The organism is Pseudomonas sp. GOM7, assembly GCF_026723825.1.
GTDB lineage: Bacteria > Pseudomonadota > Gammaproteobacteria > Pseudomonadales > Pseudomonadaceae > Aquipseudomonas.
The window spans coordinates 1,334,209-1,346,892 of the sequence record NZ_CP113519.1 but is presented as its reverse complement, the minus strand read 5'-3'; the positions used below and the strand labels follow the sequence as shown (position 1 = coordinate 1,346,892).

Here is a 12,684-nt window from a genome sequence, read left to right as displayed (position 1 = left end):
GACACCAGGATCGCCTCATGGAATCGCACCTGAGCATCGACGAAGTCGCCAGACGTACCGGCCTGACGGCCCACACCCTGCGTTATTACGAGCGCATCGGCCTGATCTCGGCGGTCGCTCGAGCCGCTGGAGGGCAACGACGCTATGCGGCATCGGACATGGCCTGGATCGAATTCCTGTTGCGCTTGCGCACCACGCGCATGCCGATCGGCAAGATGCAGACCTTCGCGGCACTGCGTGGCGCCGGTGACTCCACGGTGAAGGAGCGACGCCTGATGCTGGAAGGCCATCTGACGGATGTGCTTGCCGAGATCGAGGCGATGCACCGCGCCGCGCAGGCCTTGCAGGCAAAGATCGAGCATTACCGCTCGCTGGAACTAGCCCTGGCGTCGCCCACACCCACCCTTGAAGGAGCTGACGATGAATCCCCAAGACCGCTATGAACGAGGGCTGGCAAAACTCAGAGAGATAGACGGCCACGCCGGTGAAGCCGTGCTGGAGAGTCTGAGCGACATCGCTCCGGACTTTGCCCGCTACCTGATCGAATTCCCCTTCGGCGACATCTACTCCCGTCCGGGCCTGGATCTGAAGAGCCGGGAAATCGCCGTGGTTGCGGCGCTCACGGCACTGGGCAATGCCGCCCCGCAACTCAAGGTGCATATCCAGGGCGCACTCAACGTAGGCGTGAGCCGCGCCGAAGTCGTCGAAACCATCATGCAGATGGCGGTCTATGCCGGCTTTCCCGCTGCCCTCAATGGCCTGGCTGCCGCCAAGGAAGTCTTCGCCCAGGCCGAAGCGACGCACTAGCCCGAGCCCCGGCTCAGCTTCCGGCAGCGCCGAACGCGTCGCTTACCAGGCGCTGCGCCTCTTCCTGCATGGCCTGCGCCAACGCCTGCCGTCGGGCATCGGTCATGCGCGGGCGCGCCAGTGCGCAGCTCAGGGCGCCCAGCGGCTGGCCATCGCCATCGAGGATGGGCACCGCCAGGCCGGTGTAGCCCGGCAGGCGTTTGTCCACCAGGCCGCTGGCGTAGCCCAGGCGTTTGACGCTGGGCAGGCTGGCGGCAATGCGCTCGACCTCCAGGCCATAGTCCAGGCGCAGAGTCGCAGCGTTGTGGGCGAGGATATCGTTGCGCTCGCTGCGCCCGAGCCAGGCCAGCAGCACCTGCGAGGCCTGGCCGACGCCCATGGGGATGCGCCCGCCCACCGCGCCGCTGTAGCTCTGCACTGGCAGTTGGCCGGCCAACATGTCCAGGCACAGCACCTGATGACCGTCCGCCACCAGTAGAAAGAAGGTATCGCCGAAGCGCTGCGCCAGACGCAGCAGCACCGGCCGTGCCCGCTCGCGCAGCGCACTGGCATTACCGGCCTGAGCGCCGAGGGCGAACAGCTCATAGCCCAACACGTAGCGCCCGCGCTGCGGCGCGCCACGCACGAAGCCCTGGCGACGCAGGTACTGCAGCAGTCGGTAGGTGGTGGCCTGCGAACAGCCAAGTGCCGCACGCAGGTCGTCCAGGCTGGCGCCCTGCTGGCCGGTCGCCGCGATCACACGCAACAGCAGAAAGGCCCGCTCCAGGCTCTGGGTGCCACTCATGGTTTTTCTCACATGCTGATAAAGGAAGGCCGGCCAGTGCGATGCAAATTGCACGCCCCATCGGCCAGGGCATGCTCGCAGCACCTTCCTTCGGTGCGCGCGGCGCACCCTACACCGGAGAGCGTGCATGTATCCGCAGATCGAACAGGTGGCCAGCGACAGGCTGCCGGAAAGCACCGAAGTGGCCATCATCGGCGGCGGCATCATCGGCGTCAGCACGGCTTACTGGCTGGCTCGTCGAGGCATCGCCGTGACACTGCTGGAAAAGGGCCTGATCGGTGCCGAGCAGTCCTCGCGCAACTGGGGCTGGTGCCGCAGCATGGGCCGCGACCTGGCCGAAATTCCCCTGGCCATGGCCAGCCTGCACCTGTGGGACACCTGGCAGACGCAGCTCGGCGAAGACCTCGGCTTTCGCCGTAGCGGCGTACTCTACGCCTGCGAAAATCCGCGCCAACTGCAACAGCAGGCGGATTGGCTGCAGGCCGCCAGCGCCCATGGCGTGCACGCGCGGCTGCTGGAAGGCAAAGAGCTGCTGCGGGTGATGCCCGAAGGCGCCGCTGCCGGCTGGAGCGGCGCGCTGCATACACCCAGCGATGGCCGCGCCGAACCGCACCGCGCCAGTGCCGTGATCGCCCGCGCCGCACAACGCCTGGGCGCGCGCATCGTCACCGGCTGTGCCGTGCGCGGCCTGGATATCGCGGCGGGCAAGGTCACCGGCTTGTACAGCGAACATGGCCGTCTGAACTGCAGCAGCGTGGTGCTGGCGGGCGGCGCCTGGTCGACGCTGTTCTGCGCCAACCTTGGCCTGCGCCTGCCGCAACTCAAGGTGGTGGCCTCGGTGCTGCGCACCGCGCCAATGGCCGGTGGCCCGGAACTGGCCGTGGGCGCCAGCCGCTACGCCTTTCGCAAACGCTACGACGGCGGTTATACGATTGCCCAGCGCAATGGCAACCTGGCGCCGATCACGCCGGACAGCTTCCGTTATCTGGGCGATTTCCTGCCCGCACTGAGCAAACAGTTCCGCGAAGTGCGCCTGCGCCTGGACGGTCGCTTTCTGGAGGAACTGCGTCAGCCACGACATTGGAAGATGGACAGCGAGAGCCCCTTCGAGCGCTGCCGCGTGCTCGACCCGCGTCCTTCCTCGGCCATTCTGAGCGAAGCGCGCGAGGCCCTGGCAGCGGCCTTCCCCTTCTTCCGCCAGATTCGCGTGGAGCAGAGCTGGGCCGGGGTGATGGACGTCACCCCGGACGCCATTCCGGTGATCGGCCCGGTCGAGAAGCTACCGGGGCTGTTCCTGTCCACCGGCTATTCCGGCCATGGCTTCGGCATCGCGCCAGGTGCCGGCCATCTGCTGGCCGACCTGATCGACGGCAGCACACCGCTGGTCGATCCCAAACCCTTCGCCTACGACAGGCTCTGAGCGGCAAGAGCGGCCGCCACGGTTTCGCTCAGCGGCGTGCTCGGGCGACCGATAAGCTGGCTCAGTGCCTTGCCCGGCTCGAACAGCGAGCCCTGAGCTGCCTTGGCATCGCTCTCGGCAAGCAGTTCGGCGAAACCTTCGGGCAGGCCTACGCCGATCAATGCAGCCTTGTAGTCGGCCTCGGGCAGATCCTGATAGCGCACCGGTTTGCCGGATTGGCGGCTGATCTCAGCCGCAAAATCCGCCAGGGTACAGGCCTGGTCACCGGCCAACTCGTAGACCTTGCCGGCATGCACAGCCACGTCGCCCGCCACCACCACGGCAGCAGCCTCGGCGTAATCGCTGCGCGCGGCCAGTGAGAGCTTTCCATCCGCCGCAGCGCCCAGCACCACGCCATGCTCCAGCGCTGCCGCCACGCCCTGGGTGTAGTTCTCGCTGTACCAGCCATTGCGCAGCAGGGTGAACGGCAGGCCGCTGCCACGGATCGCCTCTTCGGTTTCACGATGCTCCACGGCCAAGGCCATCGGGCTGCTGTCGGCATGCAGCAGGCTGGTGTAGGCGATCAGCCTGACCCCGGCTGCCACTGCGGCTGCCACCACATTGCGGTGCTGGGCGGTGCGCTGGCCCACTTCGCTGGAGGAGATCAGCAGTACCCTGTCGATACCCGTCAGAGCGCTGGCCAGTGCCTGTGGGTCACGGTAATCGGCTACCCGCAGTTCGACGCCCTGGGCGGCCAGATCGCCGGCCCTGCTGGCGTCACGTACCAGGCCGACGAGTTTCGCCGCCGGCGCCCGGCGTTGCAGGGCGGCAATCACCAGGCGCCCCAGTTGACCGGCTGCACCGGTGATCAGAATGGTTTCGGACATTGTCATCGCATTCACCTCTTGGACTAGAATTGCAACCTGGTCTTATTCTGAGACCAAAAAAATGAATGCGGAAGGAGGCAGTTTTTCGTGACCAGGTTACCTAGCGATAACCCCAGCCAGGCGCGCATCGAGCTGGCCGAACGCTTCCAGGCATGGAGCACGATGAACTTCGCCGAGGGCCGCTGCCCGGTACGTGACGTGCTCGACCACCTCGGCGACAAATGGACGACGCTGATCCTCATCGCCCTCGCCCATCGCTCGCTGCGCTTCAGCGATGTGCGCCGCGCCGTGCCGGACATCTCCAAGCGCATGCTGACCCAGAGCCTGCGCGAGCTGGAACGCGACGGCCTGATCAAGCGAACCGTCCACCCCACCAAGCCGCCCAGCGTCGAATACGGCCTGACCGCCTTGGGCGAGTCGCTGCTGGTGCCGCTGGCCAATCTGGTCGGCTGGGCCGAACGCAGCCATGCCGCCATCACCGAGGCTCGAGCCCGTTATGACGTCACGCAGCCAGAAACGGCCTGAACCAGGCTCCTTCCCCTCGCAGTACCGAAATCGTCGGCCCTGAGCCTCACGGCGCCTCGCCCTTGCGAAGACATCACGCCCGTTGCCGATCTCCGCGCGCCATATATTTCCTGTAAGGATAAAAAAATTCCTTACAGGCATGGACACGCCATGTTCATTCACTTATAAAAATCACCATCAAGAAAAATAGATTCGCCAAGGTAATTTCAATTCACAGGCGAACACCCATTTCACTCATGAAGCTTTTCCTGCCGCCGCCCCCAGCAGAGGATTCGCCATGCAGCACGCCAAGCACCCATACGTGATCAAGATCAGTTGCCCGGCTACATCCGGCATCGTCGCCGCCGTAACGTCCTTCCTCGCCGACCATGGTTGCTACATCAGCGAAATGGCGCAGTTCGACGACGAGGTCAGTGGTGCCTTCTTCATGCGCGCGGTATTCCGTTTCAACGAAGGTTTCGCCGGCGATATCCAGCAGATCGAGGACGGCTTCGCCGAGGTCGCCGAGCGCTTCGCGATGAGCTGGGAGCTGTACGACGCCACCGAGCCGATGCGCGTGCTGCTGATGGTGAGCAAGTACGACCATTGCCTGGCTGACCTGCTCTATCGCCACCAGAAGGGCGAGCTGCAGATGAAGATCACCGCCATCGTCTCCAACCACCTTGACCTGCGGCCGATGGCCGAGCGCGAGGGCATCCGCTTCATCTACCTGCCGGTGACCAAAGACACCAAGGCCCAGCAGGAAGCCGAGCTGCTGAAGATCGTCGACGAGACCAAGACCGAGTTGGTGGTGCTGGCGCGCTACATGCAGATCCTCTCCGACGACCTGTGCAAGCAGCTATCCGGCCGTGCCATCAACATCCACCACTCGTTCCTGCCCGGCTTCAAGGGCGCCAAGCCCTATCACCAGGCCTATGAGCGTGGCGTGAAGCTGATCGGCGCCACCGCCCACTACGTCACCTCGGATCTCGACGAAGGCCCGATCATCGAACAGGAAGTACAGCGCGTGGATCACAACTACACCCCCGACGCCCTGGTGGCGGTGGGTCGCGACACCGAGACGGTGGCCCTGTCCAAGGCGGTCAAGTACCACCTCGAACACCGCGTGTTCCTCAACCACGACAAGACGGTGATCTTCCGATGAGCGCGCAACTGATCGACGGCAAGGCCGCCGCCGCGCGCGTGCTCGCCGAGATCGCCGCTGACGTGGCCGTGCTCAAGGCCCAAGGCATCGAGCCGGCGCTGGCCGTGGTGCTGGTCGGCGATGACCCGGCCAGCCAGGTCTACGTGCGCAACAAGGTGCTGCGCGCGAACGAGGTGGGCATCCGCTCGCTGGAATACCGCCTGAGTGCCGACGCCAGCGCCGAAGCCGTGCTGGAAGTAGTCGCCGCGCTCAATGCCGACGCCACGGTCAACGGCATTCTGGTGCAGTTGCCGCTGCCGGCGCATATCGACGAGACCCGCGTGCTGCAGGCCATCGACCCGGCCAAGGACGTCGACGGCTTCCACAGCGAGAACGTCGGCGGCCTCAGCCAGGGCCGCCCGGTGCTCACGCCCTGCACCCCGGCCGGCTGCATGCGCCTGCTGCGCGACACCCTCGGCGACCTGTCCGGCAAACACGCCGTGGTGGTCGGCCGCTCGAACATCGTCGGCAAGCCGATGGCGGCGCTGCTGCTGGCCGCCAACTGCAGCGTCACCGTGCTGCATTCGCGCAGCGTCAAGCCGGAGAAGCTCTGCGGCCAGGCCGACATCGTGGTCGCCGCCGTCGGCCGGCCACGGATGATCGGCGCCGACTGGATCAAACCCGGCGCGGTGGTGATCGACGTCGGCATCAACCGCATCGACGAGGACGGCCGCTCGCGCCTGGTCGGCGATGTCGACTTCGACGCCGTGCTGCCGGTGGCCTCGGCCATCACCCCGGTGCCCGGCGGCGTCGGCCCGATGACCATCGCCATGCTGATGCACAACACCTTGCTCGCCGCCCGCCAGCAACACGGCCTGTCGGCCCAGGAGTAACCGCAATGCCCCTTGCCCTGATCAAGTACGGCCTGTCCTCGGACTACCCGGTGGAGGTCGACCTGCCTGCGCCGAAGGATCTCAAACCGGCGTACGACGTGGTCATCATCGGTGGAGGCGGCCATGGCCTGGCCACCGCCTATTACCTGGCCAAGTACCACGGCGTGACCAACATCGCGGTGCTGGAGAAGTCCTACCTCGGCGGTGGCAACACCGCGCGCAACACGGCGGTGATTCGCTCCAACTACCTCACCAGCGAAGGCGTGCGCTTCTATGCCGAGTCGGTGCGGATGTTCAAGGATCTCTCCAACGAGTTCGACTTCAACATCATGTATTCCGAGCGTGGCCAGCTCACCCTGGCGCACACCGACGCCACGGTGCGCGCCTTCCGCCAGCGCGCCGAGGTGAACAAGCATTTCGGTGGCCGCACCGAGATGATCGACCGCCAGCAGATCCGCGAACTGGTGCCCTGCCTGAACCTCGACCCCGGCCATCTGCCGGTGCTTGCCGGGCTCTGGCACATCGACGGTGCCACCGCCCGCCATGACGCCGTGGCCTGGGGCTACGCCAAGCAGGCGGCCAAGCGTGGCGTGGAGATTCACCAGCTCACCGAGGTGCAGGACTTCGTCGTCGAGAACGGTCGCGTCACCACCGTGCGCACCAACCGTGGCGACGTGCGCTGCGGCTGCGTGGTGCAGGCGGTAGCCGGCGCCAGCTCGCTGCTGATGAACAAGCTGAACATCAAGGCGCCGATCCACACCTACCCGCTGCAGGCCATGGTCACCCAGCCGTTCAAGCCCTTCCTCGACCCGCTGGTGAGCTCCTCGGCGCTGCACTGCTACGTGCAGCAGACCAGCCGTGGCGAGATCGTCTTCGGCGGCGGCTCCGACCCTTACCCGCTGTACAACACCCGCTCCACACTCGACCTCAAGGAAAGCCTGCTGGCCCACGCCATCGAGATGTTCCCCTTCATGGCCGGCGCCAAGCTGATGCGCCAGTGGGCCGGCAGCACCGACATGACCCCGGACTACAGCCCGATCATGGGCCGCTCGCCGCTGGACAACTATTACCTCGACGCCGGCTGGGGCACCTGGGGCTTCAAGGCCACGCCGATCTGCGGCTGGACCATGGCCGAGTTGGTCGCCAGCGGCAAGACCCCGGCGCTGATCCAACCCTTCGCCCTCGAGCGCTTCTCGACCTTCCGCCAGGTCAACGAGATGGGCGCCACGGCGGCGAGCCACTGAACGAACTCCCCTCTCCCGCTTGCGGGAGAGGGGTTGGGGGAGAGGGCTGCTTGACTCAAAGCGCCCTCTCCCCAGCCCTCTCCCATAGATGGGAGAGGGAGCAGATCGAAGCTCGGGGACGTTCCGACGCCACCCGCTGTGCAAGCTGAATGACTGGGGATCACCATGAAGATCATGCCCTGCCCGCTCAACGGGCCTCGCAATATCAACGAATTCACCTACGGCGGCGAACTCAAGCGCATGCCCGATCCGAACACCTGCTCGGACGCCGAATGGGCCGACTACGTGTTCAACAGCGAGAACCGCGCCGGCGTCGTCACCGAGTGGTGGATGCACAACGCCTCCAGCTACTGGTTCCTGGCCGAACGCCACACCGTCAGCGACGAGATCCTGCGCACCTTCGACCCCAAGGAACTGTTCGACCGCCGCGTCGATTTCGCCGCGCCTGCCAAACTCCAGGAGGTGAGCGCATGAGCGCCGCTGCCCGCCTGCCGGCCCCGCTGGGCCTGCTGATCGATCGCAACCACCCCGTCAGCTTCGACTTCGAGAGCACCACCTACCAGGGCCTGGCCGGCGACAGCATCGCCAGTGCCCTGCTGGCCAACCAGCGCTGGCTGCTGTCGCGCTCGTTCAAGTACCACCGCCCGCGCGGCCCGCTGTCGATGGCAGGGCAGGACGCCAACACCCTGGTGCAACTGCCGGACGAGCCCAACGTGCTGGCCGATATGCAGCCGCTGGCCGCTGGCCTCGACGTCACCGCGCAGAACTACAACGGCAGCCTGGACAAGGACCGAGACGCCCTGCTCGGGCACTTCTCCAGGTTCATGCCGGTGGGCTTCTACTACCGCTCGTTCTACAAGCCCAAGGGCATGTGGAAGGTCTGGGAACCCTTGATCCGCAAGAAAGCCGGGCTCGGTGTGCTCAACCTCAAGCTGCAGCCGCAGTACCACGACAAGGCCTTCCTGTTCACCGATCTGGCGGTGATCGGTGCTGGCCCGGCCGGCCTGTGCGCGGCGCTGAGCGCTGCCAACGCCGGCGCCAAGGTGCTGCTGATCGAACAGCAGAACTACCTCGGCGGCGCGCTGGCCTGGGCCCGCTTCGACATCGAAGGCAAACGTGCCGCCGAGCTGCGCGCCGAACTGCTGACCGCCGTCGAAGGCCACGCCAATATCCGCATCCTCAAGGAAGCCACCTGCAACGCCTGGTTCACCGATCACTACCTGCCGGTGATCCAGGGCAATCGCATGTACAAGGTGCGCGCCCGCCAGTGCATCGTCGCGGCTGGCGCCTTCGACCAGCCGGTGGTGTTTCGCAACAACGACCTGCCCGGCGTGCTGCTGACCAGCGCCGCGCAGCGTCTGATCAAGCTCTACGCGGTCAAGCCGGGCCAGCGTGCCGTGGTACTGACCGGCAACGACGACGGCTACCTGGCCGCCCTCGACCTGCTCGATGCCGGCGTCGAGGTCGCCGCCCTGGTGGACATGCGCGAACGCGCCAATGACGCCAGTCTGGCCATCGCCCTGCAAACCCGTGGTGTTGCCTGCCATACCGGCAGCACGGTCTACGAAGCGCTGGGCGACAAGCACCTGAACGCCGTGGACGTACGCCGCATCAGCGGCCAGGGCAAGGTGGCGGGCAGCGGCCTGCGCATCGACTGCGACCTGCTGTGCATGTCCGCCGGCTACATGCCGGTCTACCAGTTGCCGTGCCAGGCCGGCGGCAAGCTGGCCTACGACGACACCAGCGCCGCCTTCAGCCTGTCCGGCCTGCCGAGCGGGTTGCAGGTGGTCGGCTCGGTCAACGGCCGCAACGCCCTCGACGCGCTGCTCGCCGATGCCACCAACGGCGCCCTCCGCGCACTCGCCGCCCTCGGCTTGGAAGCCAGTCAGCCGCTGCGCGAGCTGCCAAGCGAGCCGCAAGTCAACTTTCCCTGGCCGATCTTCCCCCATCCCAAGGGCAAGGAGTTCGTCGATTTCGACGAAGACCTGCAGGTGCGCGATATCGTCAATGCCACCCGCCACGGTTACCGCGACGTGCAGCTGGTCAAGCGCTTCTCCACCGTCGGTATGGGCCCCTCGCAGGGCCGCCACTCGGCGCTGCCCACCGCGCGCCTGGTGGCCCAGGCCACGGGGCGCAGCGTCGGCGAAACCGGGGTGACCACCGCGCGCCCGCCGTTCTGCCCGGAAACCCTGGCGCAGGTCGCCGGCCGTGGCTTCGATCCGTATCGGCAAACCGCCATGCACGCACGGCACCTGGAACTGGGGGCGAAGATGATGCCCGTCGGCATCTGGCAGCGCCCGGCCTACTACGGCAAGCCGGAGGAGCGCGACGCCTGCATGCAGGCCGAGGCGCGCCAGGTACGTGAGAAGGTCGGCCTGATCGACGTCTCCACCCTGGGCGGCCTCGACGTGCGCGGCCCGGACGCCGCCGAGCTGCTAGAGCGCCTCTACACCTTCGCCTTCGCCAAGCAGCCGGTGGGCCGCTCGCGCTATGCGCTGATGACCAATGAGCACGGCGTGGTGATCGACGACGGCGTCTGCGCGCGCCTCAAAGACGAGCACTTCTACGTCAGCGCCACCACCAGCGGCGTCGACCGCGTCTACCAGCAGATGCTCAAGTGGAACGCGCAGTGGCGCCTGAACGTCGACATCACCAACGTCACCGCCGCGCTGGCCGCGGTCAACCTGGCCGGGCCGGACTCGCGCAAGGTGCTGGCCAAGCTGTGCAGCGATGTCGATCTGTCCGCCGAGGGCTTCCCCTACCTGGCGGTGCGCCTGGGCACAGTCGCGGGTATTCCCGCCCGCCTGCTGCGGGTCGGTTTCGTCGGTGAACTGGGCTACGAAATCCACGTCCCGGCGCGCTACGGCGAAGCCCTGTGGGATGCACTGATGGAAGCCGGTCGGGAGTTCGACATTCGCCCCTTCGGCGTCGAGACGCAGCGCCTGCTGCGCCTGGAGAAGGGCCACGTGATCATCGGCCAGGACACCGATGGCATGACCAGTCCGGCCGAGATCGACATGGGCTGGGCCATCGCCCGCAGCAAGCCGTTCTTCGTCGGCAAACGCTCGGTGCAGATCCTCGAAGCGCAGCCGCCGATCCGCAAGCTGGTCGGCTTCACCTTGCCCAAGGGCAGCAGCCAGCCGCTGGAAGGCCATCTGGTGCTCAAGGGGCCGGACATCAGCGGCAACGTCACCTCCTGCGAATACTCGCAAACCCTCGGCCAGATCATCGGCCTGGCCTACTGCGCGCCCGACCAGGCCGCGCCGGGCCAGCGCCTGCCGATCCGCGTCGAAGGCGGCGAGGTGGTGCAGGCCACGGTGGTGAAGCTGCCCTTCTATGACCCTGAAAGCAAACGCCAGGAGCTGTGAGATGACCCTCCAAGCCAATCAATTCGCAGCGCGCAGCCCGCTCTATCGCCTGCAGGCCGGCGCCACTCTCGCCCCGTTCGGCGAGAGCTGCATCGTCACCACCTACGGCCAGGGCGACGAAAGCGCCCTGCTGGGCCACTGCGCCCTGCTCGACCTGACCAACCTCGCTCGCTACGGCCTGCGCGGCCCGGCCGCCGCCGAGTACCTGGGCGCGCTGGGCTACCGGTTGCCGCAAGCGCCCAACCAGGCACTGAGCCAGGCCGATGGCGGCCATGTGCTGCGCCTGTCGCAGACCGAGTACCTGCTGCTCGGCAGCCTGCACGATGCCGGCAGCAAAGCGCAGCGCGAGGAAGGCCAATGGCAGGCCAGTGCCGGCCAGTACCTGCTGCCACGTCAGGACAGCCACGCCTGGCTGGTGCTCAGCGGCACTTGCGGAGCCGAGGTGATGGCCAAGCTCTGCGGCGTCGACCTCAGCCCGCAAGCCTTCGCCGTCGGCCAGGTGGCGCAGACCTCGGCGGCGCGGGTCAACGTCATAGTCGCTAACCTGCCGTTGGGCGAAGTGCCGTGCCTGCACCTCCTCTGCGACCGCGCCTCGGTGCACTACTTCTGGGGCGTGATGCTCGATGCCATGCAGGAGTTCGGTGGCCAGCCGGTCGGCATCGACGCCCTGCCCTAAACCCCGCCGGTGCGCACAGCGCACCCTACAGCCATGAGCCACACGTAGGGTGCGCCGTGCGCACCTCGTCCCCAACGCCACCGAGGAAAGCATCATGGGCATCCACGAAGACGAACTGGACTACCGTGTCCCCGCGCTGCAACGCGGCCTGAGCATCCTGCAGATGTTCAACGCCAGCGAGCGCAGCCTGAGCAGCAACACCATCGCCGAGCGCCTCGGCGTCAGCGTCTCGGCCATCTACCGCATCCTGGTCACGCTCACCGACATGGGCTACCTGCGCAAGCTCGGCAAGAACAGCTACGAGCTGGGCCCGCAGGTGCTCTGCGACGGCTTCGCCTACCTGGCCAGCCGCGACCTGGTGGACATCGCCATGCCGCACCTCAATGCCCTGCGCGACCGCACCTCGCTGTCGTGCCACCTGTCGATCCGCGAGCAGACCGACAGCCTTTACATCGGCCGCGCCTTCGCCGCACAACGGCTGTCGGTGAACATCCCCATCGGCACGCGCATTCCCTGCCACTGCACGGCCATGGGCCGCATGCTGCTCAGCGGCCTGACGCCCATGGAGCTGGACACGCTCTACCAGCACGTGCGCCTGGACGACTACCCGCCACCCGCGCCGAAGACCCTGCCCGAGCTGCAACAACTGCTCGAACGCGACCGCGAGCGTGGCTGGGTGATGCACCGTTCCGACTACTCCACCGCCATCGCCTGCGCCGTGCGCGATCATCGTGGCGACGTGGTGGCGGCGATCAACCTGTCAGGCCCGGAAGCAGTGATGGACAGCCCGGTGGCACGTGAACGCTACCGGGAAAGCCTGCAGCAGTGTGCTGACGCCATCTCGCTCGAGCTGGGAAAAAAATGAAGGTTTTTTGGACATATGTTCCAGTAAAAAGCCAATTTCAGGTCATAACTGGCCAATTTCCGCAAAATCCATGAAAGCATATTGCTACCATTAGCTCGACTGTTATTCTGACT

13 protein-coding genes are annotated in these 12,684 nt (G+C 66.3%); 11 read left to right on the top strand and 2 right to left on the bottom strand.

The window, feature by feature from the left end; translation table 11 throughout:
- Positions 1-17: 17 nt before the first annotated feature.
- On the top strand, positions 18-443 hold the full coding sequence (locus OU800_RS06055) for a MerR family transcriptional regulator (protein WP_268181985.1): 426 nt from the start codon (positions 18-20) through the stop codon (positions 441-443).
- Complete coding sequence (locus tag OU800_RS06050; protein ID WP_268181984.1) at positions 421-807, top strand: carboxymuconolactone decarboxylase family protein; 387 nt, start codon at positions 421-423, stop codon at positions 805-807. The genes OU800_RS06055 and OU800_RS06050 overlap by 23 nt, the downstream gene beginning before the upstream one ends.
- Before the next feature lie 13 nt (positions 808-820).
- Here the strand turns inward: OU800_RS06050 and OU800_RS06045 are convergent, their stop codons facing one another.
- On the bottom strand, positions 821-1,591 hold the full coding sequence (locus tag OU800_RS06045; protein ID WP_268181983.1) for an IclR family transcriptional regulator: 771 nt from the start codon (positions 1,589-1,591) through the stop codon (positions 821-823).
- 127 nt (positions 1,592-1,718) lie between these two features.
- Here OU800_RS06045 and OU800_RS06040 point away from each other — a divergent pair, with 127 nt between their 5' ends.
- Entirely contained in the window at positions 1,719-3,011 is a 1,293-nt protein-coding gene (locus OU800_RS06040) for an NAD(P)/FAD-dependent oxidoreductase (RefSeq protein ID WP_268181982.1), read from the top strand.
- On the opposite strand, the gene OU800_RS06035 is transcribed toward OU800_RS06040, so the two are convergent.
- Positions 2,996-3,877 (bottom strand): SDR family oxidoreductase, encoded by an 882-nt coding sequence (locus OU800_RS06035; protein WP_268181980.1) that lies wholly within the window; start codon positions 3,875-3,877, stop codon positions 2,996-2,998. The genes OU800_RS06040 and OU800_RS06035 overlap by 16 nt on opposite strands.
- Before the next feature lie 87 nt (positions 3,878-3,964).
- Between OU800_RS06035 and OU800_RS06030 the strand changes: the two genes are divergently transcribed.
- From OU800_RS06030 to OU800_RS05995, 8 genes are all read left to right on the top strand, one after another.
- Entirely contained in the window at positions 3,965-4,402 is a 438-nt protein-coding gene (locus OU800_RS06030) for a winged helix-turn-helix transcriptional regulator (RefSeq protein WP_268181978.1), read from the top strand.
- A gap of 277 nt (positions 4,403-4,679) precedes the next feature.
- A complete protein-coding gene (purU, locus tag OU800_RS06025) occupies positions 4,680-5,546 on the top strand; it encodes a formyltetrahydrofolate deformylase (protein ID WP_268181976.1) in 867 nt (288 codons plus the stop codon).
- Complete coding sequence (gene folD, locus OU800_RS06020) at positions 5,543-6,418, top strand: bifunctional methylenetetrahydrofolate dehydrogenase/methenyltetrahydrofolate cyclohydrolase FolD (RefSeq protein ID WP_268181975.1); 876 nt, start codon at positions 5,543-5,545, stop codon at positions 6,416-6,418. Before purU ends, folD begins: the two co-directional genes overlap by 4 nt.
- Before the next feature lie 5 nt (positions 6,419-6,423).
- Positions 6,424-7,662 carry an FAD-dependent oxidoreductase gene (locus OU800_RS06015; RefSeq protein ID WP_268181973.1) on the top strand — a complete coding sequence of 413 codons (1,239 nt, stop codon included), beginning with the start codon at positions 6,424-6,426 and terminating at the stop codon, positions 7,660-7,662.
- Between the two features lie 165 nt (positions 7,663-7,827).
- Entirely contained in the window at positions 7,828-8,136 is a 309-nt protein-coding gene (locus OU800_RS06010; RefSeq protein WP_268181971.1) for a sarcosine oxidase subunit delta, read from the top strand.
- A complete protein-coding gene (locus OU800_RS06005; RefSeq protein WP_268181969.1) occupies positions 8,133-11,030 on the top strand; it encodes a 2Fe-2S iron-sulfur cluster-binding protein in 2,898 nt (965 codons plus the stop codon). The genes OU800_RS06010 and OU800_RS06005 overlap by 4 nt, the downstream gene beginning before the upstream one ends.
- Before the next feature lies 1 nt (position 11,031).
- On the top strand, positions 11,032-11,706 hold the full coding sequence (locus tag OU800_RS06000; protein ID WP_268181968.1) for a sarcosine oxidase subunit gamma: 675 nt from the start codon (positions 11,032-11,034) through the stop codon (positions 11,704-11,706).
- Between the two features lie 94 nt (positions 11,707-11,800).
- Positions 11,801-12,571, top strand: coding sequence for an IclR family transcriptional regulator (locus OU800_RS05995; protein ID WP_268181967.1), 771 nt, complete (start codon positions 11,801-11,803; stop codon positions 12,569-12,571).
- The last annotated feature ends 113 nt before the right edge of the window (positions 12,572-12,684 follow it).

Excerpts from the sequence above, each read along its gene's own strand:
- OU800_RS06010 (WP_268181971.1), top strand. The coding sequence starts at position 7,828 with ATGAAGATCATGCCCTGCCCGCTCAACGGGCCTCGCAATATCAACGAA.
- OU800_RS06045 (WP_268181983.1), bottom strand. The coding sequence starts at position 1,591 with ATGAGTGGCACCCAGAGCCTGGAGCGGGCCTTTCTGCTGTTGCGTGTG.
- OU800_RS06005 (WP_268181969.1), top strand. The coding sequence starts at position 8,133 with ATGAGCGCCGCTGCCCGCCTGCCGGCCCCGCTGGGCCTGCTGATCGAT.
- OU800_RS06050 (WP_268181984.1), top strand. The coding sequence starts at position 421 with ATGAATCCCCAAGACCGCTATGAACGAGGGCTGGCAAAACTCAGAGAG.
- OU800_RS06035 (WP_268181980.1), bottom strand. The coding sequence starts at position 3,877 with ATGTCCGAAACCATTCTGATCACCGGTGCAGCCGGTCAACTGGGGCGC.
- purU (WP_268181976.1), top strand. The coding sequence starts at position 4,680 with ATGCAGCACGCCAAGCACCCATACGTGATCAAGATCAGTTGCCCGGCT.
- OU800_RS06040 (WP_268181982.1), top strand. The coding sequence starts at position 1,719 with ATGTATCCGCAGATCGAACAGGTGGCCAGCGACAGGCTGCCGGAAAGC.
- OU800_RS06055 (WP_268181985.1), top strand. The coding sequence starts at position 18 with ATGGAATCGCACCTGAGCATCGACGAAGTCGCCAGACGTACCGGCCTG.
- OU800_RS05995 (WP_268181967.1), top strand. The coding sequence starts at position 11,801 with ATGGGCATCCACGAAGACGAACTGGACTACCGTGTCCCCGCGCTGCAA.
- folD (WP_268181975.1), top strand. The coding sequence starts at position 5,543 with ATGAGCGCGCAACTGATCGACGGCAAGGCCGCCGCCGCGCGCGTGCTC.
- OU800_RS06015 (WP_268181973.1), top strand. The coding sequence starts at position 6,424 with ATGCCCCTTGCCCTGATCAAGTACGGCCTGTCCTCGGACTACCCGGTG.
- OU800_RS06000 (WP_268181968.1), top strand. The coding sequence starts at position 11,032 with ATGACCCTCCAAGCCAATCAATTCGCAGCGCGCAGCCCGCTCTATCGC.